Source organism: Microcystis aeruginosa LEGE 91341, from assembly GCF_015206885.1.
GTDB lineage: Bacteria > Cyanobacteriota > Cyanobacteriia > Cyanobacteriales > Microcystaceae > Microcystis > Microcystis aeruginosa_H.
Genome location: NZ_JADEXY010000001.1, coordinates 1 through 22,129, shown reverse-complemented (window position 1 = coordinate 22,129; position 22,129 = coordinate 1). Strand labels below are relative to the sequence as shown.

Here is a 22,129-nt window from a genome sequence, read left to right as displayed (position 1 = left end):
CCTGTAATGTAAAACTACAGCGTTTTTCAGTCTGCTGAGGTACAAAAGTTATGGGTTTTAGGCAAAAGGCAAGAGACAAAAGCCAAAAAGGAAGCAAAATAGGCGTACCTCACTAGCTTAGGAAACGCTATATCAACAACTCATGCTTGTAAAGCTTGTATACTAGGGCTTTTAGTTTTTGTTAGATTGATATTTAGGGCTTGCTGAATAATGGTAAAACCCTTTTAAAATAAGGCTTTTGACCTGTTAAAGTCCGATGTTCATGCTGCGAAAATAGGATTGGGACTTTCAAAAACCTTGCATTATCCTTCTTGTAGTACATCGCTTGGTACAAAAAACAAGGGCAACAAAGCCTGAAACTCCTGACTCCTGACTCCTGACTCCTGACTCCTACCCCCAGGAAAAACTTTTTCAGCAGACCCTATTTATCAACTTTAAAGCATTGCTGGACAGAGAGGGAGCTTGGGGAATTTTCTACAGTGTAAGTTCGGAAGAACCATTTTGTCCAACTACTTAGGGTTTTTTTCGGGGAATTCCTCGCAAGGTTAAAACATCATCGAGGGTGGAACAATAGTTTTTTAAACCAAAATCAGCAGGAGTATAGGTTTTAATGTGGGTGAAGTGGCGATAATTCATCGCAAAACGGTCCCATGCTTCCATCTGCAAGTTAAAAACTTTGATAAAAAAGTTAGCAATGGTTAAAGATAAAGGAATCCGAAAATAGATTTTTTTGTTTAAATAAGTGCAGATTTCCTCCACTGCTTGGTTAGCTGTTGTGCGTTGATTGCCTAGAACAATTTTGCTTTCTGGCGCAGGATTTTCGATTAAATAATTCACCACTTGAGCTATATCTTGAGCATGGATAAAATGAAAACTGCCATCAGCTTGAAACCAACGCACTAAACCGATATATTTCAACACATCTGGTAAACCACCATAGATATGAGAATAGGGTTTATTTTCATCACCACCTAAGACAAAAGTGGGGTATAAAGTGATAATTTTATCGGCGATTTCTAGGTCAGCAAATTTACTATAACAAGTGTATTTAGTGCGGATATAATTAGTTCCTATCTCCCCAGCTTCCGGTAAAGGTTGATTATTTTGATTGAGAATGCTGGCGGTAGAAAAGTAGAGGACTTTCTCGCAGATTTGAGCATCTAAATAACTAATTAATTCTAGGGTTTTTACCACATTAATCTGATAACTTTCCTCCTCTCCTCCCCAACTGGTAGCGATTAAAACCGCTATATTCATTGTTTTTAAAAGCTCGCCATATACCCCAATATTTTCCATATCGCCTAAAAGTATATGAACATTTGATCGCCCTTGGTAAGTAAATTTTAACTTCTCTGGATTACGCACTAAAAAATATAATTCATAGTCGGGATTTTCCAGTAAAATCTCAGCGATATAATGTCCAATACAGCCACTCACACCTGTTAGAAATATTTTTTTCATTATTTTAATTTATCCAGCAGAATTTAGGGGACAGTTTGAAAGTAAAAGTAAAAAGTCAAAAAGGGTGTTGTGTGTTGGGGTTTTAGGGTTTTGGGGTTTTGGGGTTTTAGGGTTTTGGGGTTTTAGGGTTTTGGGGTTTTAGGGTTTTAGTTAAATTCCCCCATTTCCCCATTTCCCCATTTCCCCATTTCCTGTTCCCTGAGTAACTTTATTGATAACTAAATCCTTTAGCAGTTTCAAAGAAGAAACGCACGTTATCTTCAGGAGTTCCCACCAAAACACCATGACCTAAATTAAGAATATGGCCTTGATTACCCGCTTTACGAATAGTATCAAGAATCCGCTCGCGAATAAAAGACTGGGAACCGAATAAAACCCCCGGATCGATATTACCTTGAACCATCATCGCTTTACCTAAACGCTGTCTCGCTTCCGCCATATCGACAGTCCAATCGACGCTAATAATATCAACCCCCGATTTAGCCATTCTTTCCAAAACGCCAGCGCTGCCACTAATGTAGAGAATTAAAGGTGTATCGGGATGGGTTTCTTTCACCAAACGAACTACTTTTTGTTGATAGGGTAAGGCAAAAACATCGTAATCTTGGGGAGTTAATTGACCCGCCCAAGAATCGAACATTTGTACCACTTGCGCCCCACAATCGATTTGATAACGGACATAGGTGGCAATCATATCCGCTAATTTATCTAAAAATTGGTGCAGTACCGAGGGTTCCGAAAAAGCCATCCCTTTAATCACAGAATAACTTTTAGAACCTTTCCCTTCCACTGCGTATGCTGCTAAAGTCCAAGGCGCTCCGACAAAACCTAGTACAGTGGATTTATTTCCCACCTCTTGACGCAGGGTTTTTAAAATCGTTTTGATAAAAGGTAAAGACTGATCGGGATCGAGGGGATTAAGTTGGTCCACCTGCGCTTGAGTACGAATGGGAGAATCGATAATCGGCCCCTTACTTTCGATAATATCAAAGGGAATACCGATTCCCGCTAGGGGAGTAAGGATATCGGAGAACATGATCACCCCATCCGGTTGAAAAGCACGCCAAGGTTGCAGGGAGATTTCGATCGCTAAATCGGCATTTTCTGATCTTTCCCGAAAACTGGGGTATTTATCCCGCAATTCTCGATAAATCTGCATATAACGTCCTGCTTGTCTCATCATCCACACGGGAGGACGGGGTAAGATTTCTCCTTTGGCAGCGCGTAATAAATAAGGTATTTCAGGGGAGTCAGTCATATCACGGTGATTATTCTATTGCCTTTTCTACGGTATCATCCCCCGTACAGCTAATTTTTCTGGTTTTTCCTTAAGAATTGTTAACGAAAATTATCCCCCCACCCTGGGATGAACTCGACGCAATCGCAAGGCATTTGTCACCACGGAAAGGGAACTTAAAGCCATGGCAGCACCGGCAATAATCGGATTGAGCAGAAAAGGATAGAGGACTCCGGCAGCGATGGGAATGGCAATCAGGTTATAAATAAAAGCAAAAAAGAGATTTTCTTTGATATTTGCCATTGTTGCTCGACTTAACTCAATAGCGGTCACAATTCCCTGTAAATCTCCCGAAATTAAGGTTATATCACTGGCGGCGATCGCTATATCGGTCCCCGTGCCAATAGCAATACCTAAGTCCGCTTGTGCCAATGCGATCGCATCATTGATACCATCTCCAACCATGGCGACTATTTTCCCTTTTTTCTGCAAATATTCGATTTTTTCGGCTTTTTGTTGGGGACGGAGTGCGGCAAAAAAGCGCCGGATACCCAACTCACTGGCGATCGCCTCTGCAGTTTCGAGGTTGTCCCCCGTCATCATCATCACTTCTAAGCCCATTTTTTTGAGCTTGGCGACCACTGAGGAAGAAAAAGGTTTTAAAACGTCGGAAATGGCAATCACCCCCTCTAAACTTCCGTTAACCGCTATCCAGACCACGGTTTTTTTCTGCCATTCCCAATCGTGGGCGACTTTTTTAAGAACTTTTGTTTCGATCCCTTGACTTTCTAACCATTGTTGTGTACCGATTTGCACGAAATCTGACCCGACTTTTCCCTGCACTCCTGACCCAGTTATTGAGTCAAATTCGCTTACTTCTAGGGTTTTAATCTGGTTTAACTGCCCATATTTAACTATTGCTTCTCCTAACGGGTGTTCAGAATGATTCTCCACCGACACGACTAACTGCAGCAGCGACAATTCCCGTCCATCCCTCACCCCCTCGCGAGTCAAGAAGTCCGTCACCGTTGGTTTACCCTGGGTGAGAGTTCCCGTTTTATCGAGGACAATAGTAGTAATACCATGGGCTAATTCTAAACTTTCGGCATTTTTAATTAAAATTCCCTGTTTTGCTCCCTGTCCTGTTCCCACCATAATCGAGGTGGGTGTAGCTAATCCTAGCGCACAGGGACAAGCGATAATTAGGACTTCCACCATTGTAATCAAAGCGAGGGTGAGATTACCCGTGCGGAGAATCCAAAATAAGAAAGTTATTACCGCAATAATCATCACCACCGGCACAAAATAAGCAGTCACTCGATCGACTAATCTTTGTATAGGTGCTTTTGATGTTTGCGCGGTTTGCACTAATCGGACAATCTGAGCTAAAACCGTATCTTTTCCCACCCGTAACGCTTGCATTTGTAGGCTACCGGTTTTATTAATTGTCGCACCTATTACCTGTTGATTGACGGTTTTTCGCACGGGTAAACTTTCCCCCGTCACCATCGATTCATCAATGCTAGAACTGCCTTGGATAATTATGCCATCGACGGGAATTTTTTCCCCCGGACGCACTAAAATTATATCTCCTACTTTCACCTCTTCTATTGGTAGATCTAGCGTCTGTTCTTCCCTAATCACCCTAGCAGTTTTGGCCTGTAATCCCATTAATTGTTTAATCGCGGCAGCTGTTTCTTTTCTGGCCCGTTTTTCGAGGAAACGACCAAGTAAAATCAGAGTAATGACGATAGCTGATGCTTCGTAATAGACATGGGAAGGAAACCCCTGTTTTTCGATAAAATCACTCTCGAAGGTTAAAAATAGGGAATAAAAATAGGCGGCACTGGTTCCCAAAACCACTAAAGTGTCCATGGTGGCAGTGCGATTTTTAAAAGCTTTCCAAGCATTTTTATAAAAACTTTGACCACACCAAAATTGGACGGGAGTAGCGAGAATTAATTGTAGTAAAGGATCGTGTAACCAATGGGGAATAAAAGATAGAGATAAACCCGTCATCATCGGTAAAGAACCGATCAAAAGTATAATACTAATAACAATAGCGATCAATAGTTTAGGGAGAAGTTCTTTTTCTGGCCTGGATTCGAGATTAATTTCTGTTATCGGTGTGGTCTGGAAACCAGCATCCCTAACTTTTGCTTGAATAGTGTTAAGATCGGTACGCTTGGGGTCATAGTCCACATCCACCTGTTCCATGCCAAAATTAACTTGACATCGAATCACTCCGGGGATAGATTTAATTATCCGCTCGATCGAATTAGCACAACCAGCGCAACTCATCCCGGCGAGTTTGAGAGTTTGATGGGTCATAATGTTAATAGCAGCGGAAGTCAGCAACAAAATCCCCTGCAGCAGAGTTATATCTTTAGGATAAAATATTCCCCTAGCTGCAGGGTCAAGAATCCTCTGTTAATTTTTCTGAATAGATATGAAGAAATGTAAAAAAGAATGGCTTGTATTTTCCTAACACACCCTTAGTTTTTATGGACAAATTTCAATTAACCCCACTCTGTTGCGTATCTTGACCCTGCACAGCGTCGGCAGCGGAAACACCATCACCCTGAAAACCAAAATACCATAAAGCAGCGGCAGCTTCAGCGCGAGTTACTGGCCTTTTTGGCTGAAATAGGGTAGTAAAACCAAAAACTCGCCGAATATTAGCTTGTTCAGCATTTTGAAAATCGGCATAAAGAGCGCGCACCAGCTGCGGGTTAATTTTATTAGTATCCTGAAAACCCCAAGTATTTTTAATCGTATCAAGATTGGCACTCGGTAAAGCTTTTCTGACATCTAATGGCACTTTCCAAGCGATTAAATCTTCCCGGGTTAAAGGAGCATTGGGACGGAATAAAATGGCGCTACTATCTCCCGTTAAAGGAGAGGGAATTAACCCCGCTTCTGCTAATCCTTGAATATAAATATAATCGGGATCGTTATTTTTAACATCACTAAAAGTCGGGGAACTATTGGCAGTAGCTAAACGGATTTGTTTACCCGCTACATTAGCATAAATGGCATTATTAGCCTGCAACAACCAGCGAGCAAATTCTCGGCGCGTTATGGTATTATTAGGGTTAAACTGATTGTTATTACCTGTTAATACTCCTAATCTAGCTAAGTCTTGAATGTGGCTTTTTAAGGGATTAGGTAAGGATTCTAGATCGTTAAAACTGGTGGGATTAAGATTGGGTAACGGGGAGGGACTAAGGGAAGGACTAGGGGAGGGACTAGGGGAAGCAATCGGGGTTCCTATTGGACGATAATCGAGGCTATATTCAGTATTGGGAGAAGTGGCAGTTATGGTGATAGTTAACTCTAAATTATCTCGACGGGCCGTTAGGGTACTATTAACTCCTTCCCCAGAAAATGGAGTAATAATTTCCCAATTATTATTAACTAATTCCTGTTGATAAAAAGCCTCGATCGCATTGCTGGGATCGTTGGATTGCCAACGGGTTTGTCCACCAGTATTATCAGGATTTGTCTGCACGGATAATAATTCTGATTGACTATATCGAGGAATTTCTGCGGGAAAATTTGCGGGTAATTGCCTGTTATTAGGAGAGTTTTCTGGTATGGGATTTGTTTGTAGATTAGGATCGGCAGCCAGACGATTTTCTAGGTCAGGATTGCCACTACAGGCTGCTAAAATGCCCAGCAGGGTGATAATTGTACTGTAGCGAATAAACTTACTCACGGTCTTTACCAATATTGTTTCCTTAGCTTTATCCTAGCTTATTTACTCAGGTTTTTGACTAGGAAAAATTTTGCGCCACCATTGACGTAATTTCCCCAGCAGAAATCCTCCTAACCCTTTTGTGTATTTTTCAAATTTGTAGTAAAATAAAACGTCGATTATATCCTGAGTAGAAAGATACTTGAGATAGGATACTCCTTGATCAATACGCGCATCACTATATTCTAAATAAACTTTGCGACTGAGGCGATCGGATAAATTCCATTTGGGTTGAAAATATTCTTGCATCCGCTGTTGATAAGCAGCAAAATTACTCGATTTTCCCTGTAAATATTCTTCCATGTATTGACAGGCAATTTCGGCTCCTTTCATAGCATGGCGAATGCCTTCCCCTCCTAAAGCATTGATAGTTGAAACTGCATCACCTATGGCGATAATATTTGGTTTTTTATAGTAAATATCTTGCAGTCCAGAGGAATATTCCACGATGGAACCGTGTTGCTCTACTAGCTCGTAATTATCTAAGTTCATGTAGTCTTTTATTATCTCGATAATATAACTTTTTAAAGGCTTAACTTCAGAAATATAAGGATGTTCTCCCTCTAACCAAGCGGCTCCTATTTTTAATTGCCGATTATCCATAGGAAAAATCCAGCCATAACCTTTAGGACTCCATTTATGACCGAGAAAAAATACTAAACTATCTTGATATTTTTGATAATCGCCTTCTGGCACAGCAATTAAATATTCAATACCTACCCCCTTTAAAAAATTAGGTTTTTCTCGTCTATGTTTATACATAACTGCTCTAGCGTATCCGGTAGCATCAACCAATAAACGAGTAGTAACTGTCTCGATTTCCTCGCCTTTTGATTTCAAGAAAACAGTTAGCTGATTCTCCGTTTGTTGATATTTCAGATAACGACAACCTAAACGAACTTCTCCCCCCCAACGCAGCACTTCTGCGGCTAAAAACTCTCGCAATTTAGCAAAATCAAAAACTACCCCTAAAGGTTGCGCTGATGACCAAAAATGATGTATGCTAGTGGAGATAATTTCGAGATTTTTCCAAAACCTAGCCACTACGGTTTCGGGGAGATTGAATTGTTCTAAAATTTCTAGGGGAGAAGCGGCACTAGAAAAGTTATTATCTTGCCAACTAGAATGTTGTTCCACTAAAAGAACACGATAACCTTTTTCACTTAATAATCTACCACAGTGACCTCCCGCCGGTCCACCCCCAATAATTACGACATCATAATCCATGATTTACTCCCTCATCTAATCTTGCTAACTTGCTTCTATTTTACCCTAAATTGTCTCCTGTTAAACCCCAAACTGGTTAAGCTGTTGTCCATCTAAATTTGATAAGTAGCTGATTATAATTAAATTAAAAATGGATTTTAGGTTCGATCCCCGGCTCTTCTCGACTTTGTGTGATAATTTTTGCTTATGGAATCGTAAAATGTTGACCAAGAAAGACTTTTAGGACTATTTTGCCGAAGAAACTATCAGTATAGACCTCGTTTCCACACAGAAACCAGAAGAGCCGATCCCCCCTGCCCCCCTTATTAAGGGGGGTGTCTGACAACTTTTAACACCTACCTACTTACTCTTTTTAACCTGTTCCCTATTCCCTCATCGAAAGGCCACCAGCTTATGACATTTTTCTTATTATTAGTTACTTTCCTATCGCTGATAATTTGGTTATATTTAATCTTAGCTAGGGGACAATTTTGGCTATCTAACCAAAAAATTAATCCTGTCACTTCTCCCTTAACAAATTATCCAAAAGTCTCGGCAATTATCCCCGCGCGAAACGAAGCCGACGTTTTACCTATCAGTTTAACTTCCCTCTTTAACCAAGATTATCAAGGCGAATTTTCCATTATTTTAATTGACGATCAAAGCAGTGATGACACGGGAAAAGTTGCCCAAGAAATTGCTAAACAATCTCATAAATCTGACCAGATAACTATTATTTCTGGACAACCTTTAGAGATAGGATGGACAGGTAAATTATGGGCAATGAAACAGGGAATAACAGAGGCTACCGAGAAATTCGCACCCGATTATTTTCTCTTTACCGATGCCGATATTGCCCACGCACCAGATAATTTAACCCAATTAGTCACCAAAGCAATACAAGAAAAACAAGCTTTAGTTTCCCTGATGGTGTTGCTACGCTGTCACAGTTTTTTGGAAAAATTCCTCATTCCTGCCTTTGTTTTTTTCTTCGAGAAACTCTATCCTTTTGCCTTAGTTAATAATCCTAATTCCCCGATAGCAGCCGCTGCCGGAGGTTGCATTTTAATTCGCCGAGATATTCTAGAAAAAATTGGCGGTATTGAGATTCTTAAACAAGCTTTAATTGATGATTGTTCTTTGGCGATTGCGGTTAAAAAATATCTGCAAAATCACCCCGAAAATACCGAAAAATCCATCTGGTTAGGATTAACAGAAACCACCTATAGTCTCCGTCCCTATCCCGATTTAGCCAGCATTTGGAATATGGTAGCCCGCACCGCCTTTACGCAACTAAATTACTCAACACTTTGGTTAATCGGGACAATTTTCGGGATGTTTTTAACCTATTTAGCCGCCCCCTTCGGCTTAATCTGGGGATTGGTCTTAAAAGAAACATCAATTATCATAATTAGCACCATCACCTTATTACTAATTGCCCTCTCCTATAGCCCGACTTTAAGACTATATAAACTATCCCCCCTGCGGGCTTTAACTTTACCCCTAATTGCCCTCTTTTATAGTTTAATGACCGTCGATTCTGCCCTGCGTTATTGGCGCGGTCAAGGAGGGGGATGGAAAGGGCGAGTTTATCCTAATTAGCTAGAGCAAGCCTCTAGAATTCCTAGCCAATTCACCAAGGGGTTATCTTAATGCTTGCGGCTATCAGCTTAATTTTCTTCGTCGGCTTCTGGGGTTGGTTGTGGTAAACGAGCGATAAAATCTTTCATTTTGGGATGATTAAACATTTTCTCCGTGTCTTGCAGAAGACGTTGACCCCAGAGATTTTCCCCTAAAAATTCTAGACTGACATAACGACTATCGCTAGTGAGAGCTGCCTGAGCTAATTTGATGCCCTCCTCAGTTTTTCCTTGACTATAAATAGCCACCGCAATAGCTAACTGAGGTTCTGGCTGTTTAGGATCGATTTTCAAAGCAGCCCGCCAATCTTTAAGAGCCGCTTCCTTGTCACCCTGTTCGTATTTAACTAAACCAATATTATTAATAGCGGGCCAAAAATCTTTATCTTGACTAACAGCCTTTTCGTAAGATGCGATCGCTTGGGTATATTGTGCTAACTTGAGATAGGAATTACCGAGATCAAAAAGAGCGGGGGAGACATCGGGTTTAATTTGCAAACCCGCTTCAATCTGGGCAATAGCAGACTGGTAATCTTGATTCTGAAAATAAGCACTACCGAGGGAAAATTTAATATTAGCGTGGGCATCGGCGGGAGCAAGGGACAAAGATTGATTTAATGCCTCGATACCGAGTTGCACCTGATCGTCTTGCAGATATAAACTACCGAGAATAAACCAAGTTTGATAGAGATGGGGGGCCAACTGCACCGCTAACTTAGCCCGTCCGAGGGCTGCGTCGGTACGACGAAAACGAGCCAATTGGATGGCTTCCTCGGCGATTTCAATTCCCGCTTGTTCCATCTGTTCTAACTCCGGTTCGATGGCGTAGGGGAGTAGTGCTTGGGAAAAAGCTGGCGGGCTGCCAGCGACGAAAAAAATGAGCAAAGAAATGATTAATCGAAGTTTTGGCACAGTTTACCCCTGCGATAAGCCTTTTTTAATCAGTCTATCTCGCTTGGGAGTTGTTGGCTAAAGAAACAACAAAGGCAACTCTAGAGACGTTAGTATATAACCAATTAACTTTTGGCTGATCGATGGCAATAACCGTGTTGGGAAAATCAAATCGCCCCCTATTTTGGATATTCGGACTCATGGCTAGTGGTTTTCTGGCGGTGGGAGTGGTTTCTTATCGCTTGCTGCAAACTCCTCCTCCTGGCGTAGAATTGGCGAAAATGACCGTTCCTGCTCAACGGGAAACCCTCGCTGTGGAAATTAAAGCTAGTGGTAGGGTGGAACCAATCCAAAGTGTCAACATTAGCCCGAAAAACCCCGGCCGATTAGTGCGATTATTGGTAGATCAGGGCATGGTGGTTAAAAAGGGACAAACCCTCGCCGTCATGGATAATTTAGAGGTGTATGCCCGAGGAATGCAGTCAGAAGCGCGACTGCGGGAAGCTCTAGCCAGTCTGGAACAGGCTAAACGCAGTATTCCCGAAGATATCCGGCAATTACAAGCCCGATTTTATCAGGCCCAGGCCAGTTATAAGCAATTAGAAGCCCGTTTAGCTCAGGCCAAAGAAAGAATTCCCAAAGATTTAGACCAGCTGCAAGCTCAGGTACAGGCGGCCCAATCCCGTTTTCGACTAGCAGAAAACCGGATTAAACGCAATGAAAATTTAGTCCGGGAAGGGGCGATCGCTCAAGACCAATTTGATGCCGTCCTCAATGAATATCTCAATGCTAAAGCCAACTTAGACGAATCGATCCGCCGTTTGGAACAAGCGGATAAAACCGCTTCCCCAGAAGTAGCGGGAATTGAGCAGGAAATGATCCGAGCGGCAGCAGCGATCGCTGAAGCGAAATTTGCCCTCGAACAACGCCAAAAAACCCAAGAAACGGAGCTTGCTCGACTAGAATCATCTGTAGCGGCTGCTAGGGCCGATTTAGAGCAAATCAAGATTCAATACCGCGATACGGTCATTACTGCTCCCTTTGATGGCATCGTCACCCAAAAATATGCCACCGAGGGTTCTTTTGTCACTCCCACCACTTCGGCCTCTAGTACCGCTTCCGCCACTTCCACCTCGATTATCGCCCTAGCATCGGGATTGGAAGTAATTGCGAAAGTGCCAGAAGTAGATGTGGGTTTATTACAGCGCGGCCAACCCGTGCGCATTGTCGCTGATGCTTTTCCTGAAGAAGTCTTTGAAGGTCGAGTTATTCTTGTGGCTCCCGAAGCAATTATCGAGAATAATGTTACTTCTTTTGAGGTCAGAATCGGTTTGGTGACGGGACGGGACAAACTCAAATCGAAAATGAATGTGGATGTAACTTTTGTCGGCCAGCAGTTAGATAATGCCCTGGTCGTGCCTACTGTAGCCATTGTCACCCGGGAAGGCAGGTCAGGAGTTTTAGTTCCCGATGCCGAAAATAAACCCAGTTTTAAACCCGTTTCGATCGGTTTGGTTCTAGACGATAAAACCCAAATTTTATCAGGTTTGGAAGCCGGAGAAAAGGTCTTTATCGATCTCCCCGAAGGATCTGAAGATACCTCAAAAACTAATAAAAAATCTCAATAATTTTCTTTAACAAGTATCTCCAAATTGTCTTTTTTATGATCGGGCAGCAGTCGGTCGTCGGTCGTCAGGAGATAGGAGACAGGAGATTATTTTATTTATTCTCCCCACACCCCACACCCCACTTCCTAATTCATAATTCATAATTCATAATTCCCCTATATGTTTATCATCGAAAGTTTAAAAATGGCCGTCTCCACCCTAAGGGCCAATAAAGTGCGTAGCGGCCTGACCATGCTAGGAATTATCATCGGTAATGCTTCGGTGGTGGCCATGATCGGTATTGGCCAGGGGGCGCAAACCTTAGCCAATGACCAGTTTGCTAACTTGGGACCTAATACTCTTTTTGTGGTGCCGGGGTCGCGACAAGCACGCAATACCACCGTTGATTTACCGAAAACCTTGGTTTTAGCCGATGCTCAGGCGATCGCCGAACAGGTGGCCACCGTCGCCGAAGTCGCCCCAGAAATAAACGCTCGTTTCTTGATTTCCTATCGTAATCGCAACATGACGGCTTTAGTGACGGGAAGCACCCCAGAATACGCTTCTGTCCGCAATTTTACCCTAGAAAAAGGTCGTTTTATCAATAAAATCGATCTAGCTCGCAACAAACGAGTAACGGTAATCGGCCGTGAAGTGGTAGCGCAACTTTTCCCCACCCAAAATCCCCTCGGTCAACAGCTGCGGATCAAAAATCTCAGTTTTGAGGTGATCGGGATTTTAGAGGCGAAAGGCTCCTTTTTTGGCAATAATCAGGATGAAATGCTGATTATTCCCCTCAGCACCATGAACTCGCAACTGGTGGGCAAAACCTCTCCCTACGGTGTCGAGTTGAGTTGGATTAGTCTCACCGCGCGATCTGGGGAGGAAATCCGCGCCGCTAAGTTCCAAATCCAGAATCTTCTGCGTTTACGCCATAAAATTGTCGCTGAGGATGATTTTCGCGTCGAAACTGCTAAACAGATGATCGAAATCTTCGGCACGATTACCAAGGGTCTAACCCTACTTTTGGCTCTAATCGCTGGTATTTCCCTAATTGTCGGTGGTATCGGGGTGATGAATATTATGCTCGTTTCGGTTTCGGAAAGAACTGGGGAAATCGGACTAAGAAAAGCGATCGGAGCCAGAGAACAGGATATTCTCTTACAATTTCTGATTGAATCAACTCTCGTTTCCATCGCCGGTGGTGCGCTTGGTATTCTCGTCGGTGCAGGAGCGATCGTTCTCGTCTCCAGTTTCTCTCCCTTATCCGCCACTGTTTCCGCCACCGCCGTCATCCTGTCTTTGAGCGTTTCCACGGGTATTGGTCTCTTTTTTGGCGTTTTTCCCGCCTATCGTGCCTCTAAATTGGAGCCGATTGTCGCCCTCAGAAGTGTATAACTTTTTAAGGTTTTTTCGGGGAGGTTTTGGGCAAGGATTGCTTTTATGGCCAGGTTGGGGTCTAATGTGTGGGACGGATTTGATAATCCCGATAACGACGATAATCATTGAGAATGCGATCATGATCAAAGCATAAGGGTTGGGGGAATTCCCAGAGATGAAAAATCCCCACTTTTTTGGCATCATCGGCAGCGATCGGTTTTCCTTTTGCCGTGGCGATAAAAACGATACTAATGGTGTGTTGACGTGGATCGCGGTTAGGATCGGAATAGACGTGAAATTGCTCGATTAACTGCACCTCTAAACTGATTTCCTCGTAAGCTTCCCGAATGGCCGCCGTTTCCACCGATTCGCCGTAGTCCACGAATCCCCCCGGAATTGCCCAACCAAAAGGCGGATTTTTTCTCTCAATTAGTACGATCGGACGGTGGGGCGAGTCGATCAGTTCGATGATAATATCAACAGTGGGGGCAGGATTGCGATAGGTTGTCATTTTTTTCAGTTGTCAGTGAACAGTTAAGTAAGTAGTTATAATTAAATTGAAGATAGATTTTGCCTCTGATCCCCCCTGCCCCCCTTGATAAGGGGGGTGCCGATCCCCCCTTAGTCCCCCCTTGATAAGGGGGGATCAGACAACTTTTAACACCTACCTACTTATCAGTAATCGGTGAATAATTTCATTTAACACTCATAACCTTAAAATCGAATGCTTTCTAACCAGTCACTGATCAGGGATCACTAATAAGGAGGAGAATAAAAGTTGTTAGAAAATGCCAAGAAAATTACGGTAATAGGTGGGGGAATTTGGGGACAAACTCTCGCTAATTTGGCTAGACGTAATCACTTAACTGTTAGGGTTTGGTCGCGTCATAGTGGGGAAGATTTGGGAGCCATTATAGCAGATACTGACGTAATTATTTCGGCCGTTTCGATTAAAGGAGTTGCTCCAACGATCGAAAAATTACAGCAATTACTATTAAATTGTCGCATAATTATCGTCACCGCTACCAAGGGTTTAGATCCAATCACCACTCGTACACCTTTTCATCTGTGGAATCAAGCTTTTCCCGCTAATCCCCTTGTGGTTCTTTCCGGTCCCAATTTAGCTAAAGAAATTAATCAAGGTTTACCCGCTGCGACGGTGGTAGCAAGTTATCAGCAAAAAGCGGCAATATTGTTACAAAAATTATTATCTGGGGAATCTTTTCGGGTTTATCTGAATAGCGATCCCTTGGGGACTGAGTTAGGTGGCACTCTCAAAAATGTCATGGCGATCGCTTCTGGGGTTTGTGATGGTTTACAGTTAGGTACTAATGCCAAATCTGCCCTATTAACTCGCGCTTTACCGGAAATAATTCGGGTGGGAACTTGTCTAGGAGGTTGTCAAGAAACTTTCTTCGGTTTATCAGGTTTAGGGGATTTATTAGCTACCTGTAATAGTCCTTTATCCCGCAATTATCAAGTGGGTTATCAATTAGCTTTAGGTTTATCTTTGCCAGAAGTTTTAGCGAAATTAGAGGGAACTGCCGAGGGAATAAATACCACAGAAGTTTTGATGAGAATTGCCCAAGAAAAAAATTTATATGTACCGATTACCTGTCAAGTTGATCGTCTTTTGCGCGGGGAAATTTCTCCCCAAGTTGCCGTTTATGAATTAATGCGTCGGGATCTAAAAGCAGAATTTGATTAAGAGACAAGAGATTTTTCATTAAACAGTAATCCGTGAAGGGTTAGGGAGTAGGGAAATGATGCCAAATCTAGTTATAATTCACATTTACCAGAAACGCTATATTCATTTCAATCATTCCGAAATAACTAAATAAACTTCTAATCCTTTTTGACCTTCTTTGTCAAATTTTAAGCCTATTTCAGAATCTTTTATCTCTCTTATTGGAATTCTTCGGCGAGGGGTATTTTTGCCATTTTTATTAATTTGAATACTTTCAATAATAGCATTTTGACATATTTTTTTATTTTCACTGACTAAAAAAACTTTTTTACCAACTTCTAGTCTTTTATTGGGTTCCTGTGGCTCATCTGATATTTTGATAGCGCAAGCTTGTTGCTGTTGATACCAATTGACAACTTTACCGATCTTTTGAAGCTTTCCTATCTTTTTCTTCCTATCAACAAAGCAATAAAGAACTAATTCACTCATAGCTTGACATATAGCTTCGACAAAATCACATAATTGTAGTAACTCATTGGCATTAAGAACGGTATCTATTTCTTTACCATGAGCAGAATTATTACGAAGTTCTATAAAATTCTTTAATTCATTTTCCACACTACCCCTACTATTATTGTCAATAAAATTCTTAACTTTTTTATGATTTTCTATCCATTGCCAAGAATCAGTTGCAGATATGCCAGCATCGACTAAAAGTCTGGTTAATTGATCTTTTCTCAGATTAGCTTCATGTAACAAAAAAGCAGCTGATGTGAGATTATATTTAGTTGTATTTTTGTATTCAGTATCAAATAAATTTTTGATAATGTCCCTCTCTGAAAGAGAATCGAAGCAATTTCTTTTATTTTCATTGCCTAGTAATGTAGCACAACCAGTCTGATGCTTATTTCTTACAGATTCAGGTAAATCTTGATAGCAACTATATAATTGAGGCAGCAAAATAATCCAATCTCCCACTAGATTTTCGACAAAATTTTCGTAAAGAGCATATAACCTTGTGATAGATGAACAATGATCGTTAACTAGCCACTTGTCTCCTAAAGGAGCATTTGCTTGAAGATATTTTAAGTCTTCTGTGTTGAGTTGTGAAGGATTATCCGCAATAATTTCTCTAAGTTTTTCACTGATATTAATTATTGATCGAATGGTATTTATATCATCTTTTAGGTTATTTAAAAGTCCTTCAAACATTCTCAAATACTCTGCTTAAGAACTCGTTGAATCAGAGAATCAAAAATTTGAATACGAGCTTTAAAATCATCTTTGGTATCCCCTTCTCCGGTGAAAAGTCCTTTTTTAAATTTTTTATCTTGATGAGTAATTCCCTGGGAATCTTGAGTAAATAAGCTGATAGTTTCATCAATTATCGCTGATTTTCTAGTAATTAATTCTTGATAATCAGATAAATGGTTGCTGAAACTGATCATCACTGCATCATAGTAAACTTTATAAGCTTTCGATTTATGTGTTTTGGTTTTACTATCGAAAGGCTTAAATAACTGATCCTGATAAATGTTAGATACTAACTCTATAGTTTGGTTAAATACTTGCTCGAACTCTTGGATATTCTCGTCGGAAAAATTAAGACTTTTTTTCATCATATAATTATCCAGATATTTAGATAAATTACCAGTATATTGATCAATATCCCTCAGGGCAAAAAAACGGAGGATTAATTCTACATCTTCCATCTTTTTATAAAATCCATTTTCTTTAAGTTCTTCTTTATCATCAATAGGAATATCCCAAGCTTTAGCAAAAATAGTATTCTCAGAAAGCTTTAATAAAAGTTCATTGAATTTCCCAGAGTAAAGACAGTTTCTTATTTCTTGGCGACTCAAACGTACACCTCCTGTATTGAGGCGTTCAAAAACCAGTTGTTTTAAAGATAAAGCTTCCTCTATATCCGATAGAGACTCGGTAATAACAACTATAGTTGAAATGGCGCGTCGATTGATACCATCTTTGATTTTTGCAGGAAGACTTTCATAGGTTCTTCCTTCTAATTCAGGCCAGATATCCAACCCTGTTAATTTTAATTTGTTATTATAAAAATTATCAATTGCTGTGATTCTTTGTTGACCATCCATTACTTCATAGGAGTTATAGGAAGTTTCATAGAGAATCAGAGGAGGTACGGGAATATTCATCAAAAAAGATTCAATCAGTCTCGATTGTTTTTGTGCGTCCCAGCGATCCCGTCTCTGATAGAAAGGACGCTTTTTCACATAGTTAGGTTTATTTAAAGACTCAGCAAAACTAGGCAACTTTTCTCGATTCATTTCTAATAGTATTCTTCGTTCACCTTGTTCATATTTTTCATTAATTTCATTATCTGATAATTTTTTAACATCCTTTCGGGAACGTTTTTGCCAAGGATTTGTTTTAGTTTGTGAGATTGTCATAATTTCCCACCAGAGGGGTACAAATTGATATGACCGGAACTTCCCTCATTCATTTTTAAGCATAGACTGAGGATATATACGAGAATTAAGAGTTATTGGTAATCTTCCCAGATAACTCCCAAAAGTTAATTCTCTTAAATTGACAACTGGTCACTGATAACTGTTAACTGATAACTGATTAGGATTTTTGGCTGAAATAGGCCTCTAGCGCCTCATTGATGATTTGATTCATCGGCCGTTTTTCCGTTTCCGAAGCTTCCTTGAGACGGACAAACATATCATCGGGGACGCTGACACGGTTTTGATTTTTACGCACGCGTTTGGGTTTTGATTCAGTGGTAGTAGTTTCGGTCATTTTAGGTGTGTAGGTGGCTGAAAATGCTTGTAAAGCAGGGAAATTGACTCGATGACAGAATTCTCCGAAGGTTTCGTTATTTTGTTGCTCCTGTTGGAAGTAAACGAAAATCGGTTCTAAGACCTTTTCTAGATCATCGATCGCCATTTTATCCAAATAGGGGCGCGCTAGTCGAGTTTGATCGGCTGTTCCCCCTAACCAGAGTTGGTAGGAATTGGGAGCGCTACCCACAAATCCTAATTCTGCCATATAGGGACGCGCGCAGCCATTGGGACATCCTGTCATGCGGATGACAAATTCCTCTTTGGATAATCCTAAGCGATTAAGCAGGGTGCGAATGCGTTCAATCACGCTGGGTAAAATTCTTTCTGACTCGGTAATCGCTAATCCACAGGTGGGCCAAGCGGGACAGGCCATGGAATAACGGGTTAAAGGGTCAATTTCGGCGGGATTGGTGATAATTCCGTGTTCTTTCAGGATCGCCTCGATCGCTTGCTGATCTTTGGGTTCAATTTCGTAGAGAATGATATTATGGTTAGCCGTCAAGCGCATGGGCAACTGAAAACGCTCGATAATCACTTTTAAGGCGGTTTTTAGCTGAAAACTGCCTTCATTTTTGACCCGGCCATTTTCTACGTGAAGACCAAAAAATAATTTTCCGTCTCCCTGTTCATTCCATCCCAAAAAGTCTTGATATTCCCAATCGGGGAGGGGTTGGTAGGGGGCAATTTTTTGGCCGAAATAACCCTCAACAGTGCTGCGGAATTTTTCTACTCCCCATTCTTCGAGGATATATTTCATTCTCGCATGACGACGATCGCCGCGATCTCCGTAATCCCTTTGGGTTGCCACGATCGCTTTTACTAGATCATATACCTCCTCTTTACTCACATAACCGATCGCATCGGCCATTCTGGGGAAAGTTTCTTCCTTATTGTGGGTTCTTCCCAGTCCACCCCCCGCAAGGACGTTAAAACCCTGTAATTGACCGTTTGCGTCGGTAATCACCACTAAACCGATGTCATTGGTGTAGATATCGATGGAGTTGTCTCCCGGCACGGTGACACCCATCTTGAACTTACGGGGCATATAATGTTGACCGTAGATCGGTTCGATCGGATCGTTTTTGTTAATGCCATTTGTATCTTTTTGTCTCGATGCCTTGACTTCTGGCGCTTCTTCTGCACTGATCACTTTTTCGCCATCGAGCCAAATTTCGTAGTAAGCTCCAGTTTGGGGAGTGAGCAAATCGGCGATATTATTGGCATATTCCCAAGCATAGCCGTATTCGGGGCGATTTTTGTAGGGGGCTGGCGGTGCGGTGACATTGCGGTTAACATCACCACAGGCCGCTAAAGTGGATCCCATACTGCGGATAATTTCCCCGAGGGTTGCTTTGAGATTTTTCTTTAAAATGCCGTGTAATTGGAAGCCTTGGCGGGTTGTCACGCGTAAAGTGCCGTTACCGTAGCGATCGGACAAACTATCGAGGGTAAGATATAGTTGCGCGGGAATAAACCCCCCCGGACTGCGGGTACGCAACATCATTTGATAGTCTTTTTCTTGACCTTTGGCTCTATTGTCGCGATTATCCTGTTGATAGGAACCGTGAAATTTGAGGATCTGCACCGCCGCATCGGTAAAATGGGTTGTATCTTCGAGGAGTTCACTGGCCAAAGGTTCTCGTAGATAATTACTGCGTTCTTTGATACCTTCGACTTTAGAAACCTTGGCGGTAGGAGAAATAGGAGTTGTAACCATCGTCTAACAGCACGATAACCTGTGGATAGGTCTTAGGAATTTAGACAAGCTCGATCGATCCTAAGAAGTTTTACTAACATGATCTCTAGAGTTCGTTCCAGACTCTGAGGTTTACAGTAGCGATCGAGACATTAATTCTATCTTAACTTCTTACTGTCCCCCGCGAACGCCATCTACCGATCGAATTTTTATGACCAATTCTCCTAACATTAAAACGGTTATTAGCCAAGAACCCTACATTATTCTTAACAATCAGGGAGAAATTCTCCCTTCTATTAATCTAAGTCGTCCTAATTATAAATTGGGTCGGGATGGTCAACAGGTGGATTTAGTTGTTCCCCAACACTGGACAGTGGTGAGTCGAGTCCAAGCTTGTTTTCGTCGTCAGGGAGATGATTACTATATCTACGATGGAGACGGGACTAATCCTAGTTCCAATCAACTTTTTATCAACAATCGCGTCATTACTCCCAAAGAGGGCTATCTTTTACGAAATGGGGATGAGATTAATATCGGTCAAGATGTCAAAAATTGCGTCAAGATTACCTATTATCATCCTAACCAACAGGTAAAAAGCCCACCTTTAGCTTTTAAATCGGTTTCCCTAAGCAATCGCAGTGTAGTTTTAGGACGAGATAATGCTGCCACTGTGGTTTTAGACGCACCGACAATTTCCCGACAACACGCGATTATCGACAGCGATAACCAAAATCGTTATATTCTCCACGACAAAAGCACCAATGGAGTCTTTATCGACAGACAAAAAGTATCGGGTAGTGCCATTTTAACTAATGGTTGTACGGTGAGAATCGGACCCTATAGTTTTCGTTTGCAGGGAGATGACTTAGTTTTATTGGATACAGGGGATAATATCCGTCTGGATGCCGAAAATATCGTCAGGATGGTGCGGGATAAAAAGAAACGACCTTTGATAATTCTCAATCATATCTCCCTACCGATCGAACCGAGTCAATTAGTGGCGATTGTCGGGGGAAGTGGTGCGGGAAAATCGACTTTATTAAAGACTTTATTAGGAATTGAACCCACCACCTCGGGAACTGTTTATCTGAATGGGGAAGAGCTGCGCCAGAATTTTAATATCTATCGCACCCAAATCGGTTATGTTCCCCAATACGATATCGTCCACAGGGATTTAACCGTGGGAGAAGTGTTATATTACGCTTCTAAATTAAGGCTACCTCCGGATATTAATTGCCAAGAAGTGATCGAGAAAACCCTGCAGCAGGTGGAATTGTTAGAAAGAAGAAATACTTTAGTCAAAGACTTAAGCGGTGGTCAATTAAAAAGGGTAAGTATTGCGGTAGAATTATTAGCCAATCCCAAATTATTCTTTTTAGATGAACCCACCTCGGGATTAGACCCCGGTTTAGATAAAAAGATGATGGAATTGCTGGCAAAATTGGCCAAAGAAGGCAGAACAATTCTCCTAGTCACCCATGCTACTAATAATATCAATCTCTGCGATCGATTAGTTTTTCTTGGTCAAGGAGGCAATTTATGTTACTTTGGTTCTCCGGGGGAGGCCTTAAATTTTTTCTCTTTACCTCATGGAGATTTTGCTGATGTTTATATTCATCTGGAAACTAGGGAAAAAGTTGAGCAAGAATGCCAACGTTTCCAACAATCCGACTACTACAAAAATAATATTGAAGCAAGAATCGCTAAAATATTTCAGCAAAATCATAGTAAACCGCAACAGGTTCAACAATCTTTCTGGCCACAACTACAGGTTTTATGTCAACGCTATAGCCAATTAATTATCCGTGATCAGGTTAGTTTAATTTTATACCTATTAACCGCCCCGATCGGAATTTTCTTAATGGCTATGGTTTTAGGTGGCAAAAATCCTTTATTTTTGGGAGATAATCCCAGTTTTGATCAGGTTATCCAATCGGCACCTTTAGCATTAAAAACTCTCTTTGTTTTTACCTGCGCGCAATTGTGGGTAGGTTTTGCCTGTTCCCTACAGGAAATTGTCAAAGAATCAGCCATTTATCAGCGAGAAAGATTAGTTAATCTGGGATTATTATCCTATTTATTCTCAAAAATTCTGGTTTTAGCAGCCTTAGCTTTTCTGCAAACAATTGTAATTACCTGCGTGATATTTTGGGGATTTACTGACCCGCAGCCGGAATTAATGACTTGGTTAATTGGCTGTTTTGTTACCACATTTTTAACTATATTTGCGGCAATTAATCTCGGTTTGTTAATTTCTGCTGGCGTTAATAATATCACCCAAGCAAATAGTGCCTTACCTTTAATTTTAATCCCTCAGATTATCTTTGCTGGGGTATTATTTAACTTAGAAGGTCTAGGAAAATATCTATCATGGTTGATGATTAGTCGCTGGTCGATTGCTGCCTACGGGGTATTAGTAGAGGTGGAAACTATGATTGCAGAAGCGAAAGAACAAAATACTTTTAATTTCCCTTTACCCTTTGAGGATAGCAATCAGGTTTATCAATTATCTATCAATAATTTGTTATTGAATTGGGGAGTTTTAATTCTTCATTCCCTTATTTATTTTCTCCTTACCTATTGGTTGCAAAAAAGAAAAGATATTTTGTGATCTAAATTATGAATTATGAATTATGAATTATGAATTATGAATTATGAATTATGAATTATGAATTATGAATTATGAATTATGAATTATGAATTATGAATTATGAATTATGAATTATGAATTATGAATTATGA

At 41.1% G+C, this 22,129-nt stretch carries 16 protein-coding genes and 1 pseudogene; 6 read left to right on the top strand and 11 right to left on the bottom strand.

The features are described from left to right. Positions 1-513: 513 nt before the first annotated feature. The 5 genes from IQ234_RS00080 to IQ234_RS00060 all read right to left on the bottom strand — a co-directional run bounded on the left by IQ234_RS00080 (position 514) and on the right by IQ234_RS00060 (position 7,682). Positions 514-1,461 (bottom strand): NAD-dependent epimerase/dehydratase family protein, encoded by a 948-nt coding sequence (locus IQ234_RS00080; RefSeq protein ID WP_193955558.1) that lies wholly within the window; start codon positions 1,459-1,461, stop codon positions 514-516. 208 nt (positions 1,462-1,669) lie between these two features. Continuing rightward, positions 1,670-2,719 (bottom strand): uroporphyrinogen decarboxylase, encoded by a 1,050-nt coding sequence (gene hemE, locus IQ234_RS00075; RefSeq protein ID WP_002768397.1) that lies wholly within the window; start codon positions 2,717-2,719, stop codon positions 1,670-1,672. A gap of 90 nt (positions 2,720-2,809) precedes the next feature. Next, complete coding sequence (locus tag IQ234_RS00070) at positions 2,810-5,029, bottom strand: heavy metal translocating P-type ATPase (protein ID WP_193955557.1); 2,220 nt, start codon at positions 5,027-5,029, stop codon at positions 2,810-2,812. A 184-nt stretch (positions 5,030-5,213) separates the two neighbouring features. Continuing rightward, positions 5,214-6,428, bottom strand: a complete 1,215-nt coding sequence (locus tag IQ234_RS00065; RefSeq protein ID WP_193955556.1) for an S-layer homology domain-containing protein — start codon at positions 6,426-6,428, stop codon at positions 5,214-5,216. 30 nt (positions 6,429-6,458) lie between these two features. Further along, on the bottom strand, positions 6,459-7,682 hold the full coding sequence (locus tag IQ234_RS00060; protein WP_193955555.1) for an NAD(P)/FAD-dependent oxidoreductase: 1,224 nt from the start codon (positions 7,680-7,682) through the stop codon (positions 6,459-6,461). 130 nt (positions 7,683-7,812) lie between these two features. On the opposite strand from IQ234_RS00060, the pseudogene IQ234_RS21675 reads away from it, so the two are divergent. Both IQ234_RS21675 and IQ234_RS00055 read left to right on the top strand, forming a co-directional pair. Continuing rightward, positions 7,813-8,004 (top strand): annotated as a pseudogene (locus IQ234_RS21675) (hypothetical protein). A gap of 71 nt (positions 8,005-8,075) precedes the next feature. Further along, positions 8,076-9,263 carry a glycosyltransferase gene (locus IQ234_RS00055; protein ID WP_193955554.1) on the top strand — a complete coding sequence of 396 codons (1,188 nt, stop codon included), beginning with the start codon at positions 8,076-8,078 and terminating at the stop codon, positions 9,261-9,263. Between the two features lie 68 nt (positions 9,264-9,331). On the opposite strand, the gene IQ234_RS00050 is transcribed toward IQ234_RS00055, so the two are convergent. Beyond that, entirely contained in the window at positions 9,332-10,213 is an 882-nt protein-coding gene (locus tag IQ234_RS00050) for a tetratricopeptide repeat protein (protein WP_193955553.1), read from the bottom strand. A 34-nt stretch (positions 10,214-10,247) separates the two neighbouring features. Next, entirely contained in the window at positions 10,248-10,394 is a 147-nt protein-coding gene (locus tag IQ234_RS00045) for a hypothetical protein (RefSeq protein ID WP_002740204.1), read from the bottom strand. Here IQ234_RS00045 and IQ234_RS00040 point away from each other — a divergent pair. Together IQ234_RS00040 and IQ234_RS00035 are read left to right on the top strand one after the other, a co-directional pair. Continuing rightward, positions 10,336-11,820, top strand: a complete 1,485-nt coding sequence (locus IQ234_RS00040; RefSeq protein WP_193955552.1) for an efflux RND transporter periplasmic adaptor subunit — start codon at positions 10,336-10,338, stop codon at positions 11,818-11,820. The genes IQ234_RS00045 and IQ234_RS00040 overlap by 59 nt on opposite strands. Before the next feature lie 159 nt (positions 11,821-11,979). After that, on the top strand, positions 11,980-13,197 hold the full coding sequence (locus IQ234_RS00035; protein WP_193955551.1) for an ABC transporter permease: 1,218 nt from the start codon (positions 11,980-11,982) through the stop codon (positions 13,195-13,197). 61 nt (positions 13,198-13,258) lie between these two features. On the opposite strand, the gene IQ234_RS00030 is transcribed toward IQ234_RS00035, so the two are convergent. Next, positions 13,259-13,690: an NUDIX domain-containing protein gene (locus IQ234_RS00030; RefSeq protein WP_008200727.1), complete on the bottom strand. Its 432-nt coding sequence runs from the start codon at positions 13,688-13,690 to the stop codon at positions 13,259-13,261. A gap of 267 nt (positions 13,691-13,957) precedes the next feature. On the opposite strand from IQ234_RS00030, the gene IQ234_RS00025 reads away from it, so the two are divergent. Then, positions 13,958-14,887 carry an NAD(P)H-dependent glycerol-3-phosphate dehydrogenase gene (locus IQ234_RS00025; RefSeq protein WP_193955550.1) on the top strand — a complete coding sequence of 310 codons (930 nt, stop codon included), beginning with the start codon at positions 13,958-13,960 and terminating at the stop codon, positions 14,885-14,887. 111 nt (positions 14,888-14,998) lie between these two features. On the opposite strand, the gene IQ234_RS00020 is transcribed toward IQ234_RS00025, so the two are convergent. From IQ234_RS00020 to sir, 3 genes are all read right to left on the bottom strand, one after another. Then, entirely contained in the window at positions 14,999-16,078 is a 1,080-nt protein-coding gene (locus IQ234_RS00020) for an MAE_28990/MAE_18760 family HEPN-like nuclease (RefSeq protein WP_193955549.1), read from the bottom strand. A 2-nt stretch (positions 16,079-16,080) separates the two neighbouring features. Beyond that, the gene (locus IQ234_RS00015; protein WP_193955548.1) at positions 16,081-17,292 is read right to left on the bottom strand and encodes a DUF262 domain-containing protein; all 1,212 of its coding nucleotides are present in this window, start codon (positions 17,290-17,292) and stop codon (positions 16,081-16,083) included. 178 nt (positions 17,293-17,470) lie between these two features. Beyond that, entirely contained in the window at positions 17,471-19,408 is a 1,938-nt protein-coding gene (gene sir / locus IQ234_RS00010) for a sulfite reductase, ferredoxin dependent (protein ID WP_193955547.1), read from the bottom strand. A 190-nt stretch (positions 19,409-19,598) separates the two neighbouring features. On the opposite strand from sir, the gene IQ234_RS00005 reads away from it, so the two are divergent. After that, positions 19,599-21,998 (top strand): ATP-binding cassette domain-containing protein, encoded by a 2,400-nt coding sequence (locus tag IQ234_RS00005; RefSeq protein WP_193955546.1) that lies wholly within the window; start codon positions 19,599-19,601, stop codon positions 21,996-21,998. The last annotated feature ends 131 nt before the right edge of the window (positions 21,999-22,129 follow it).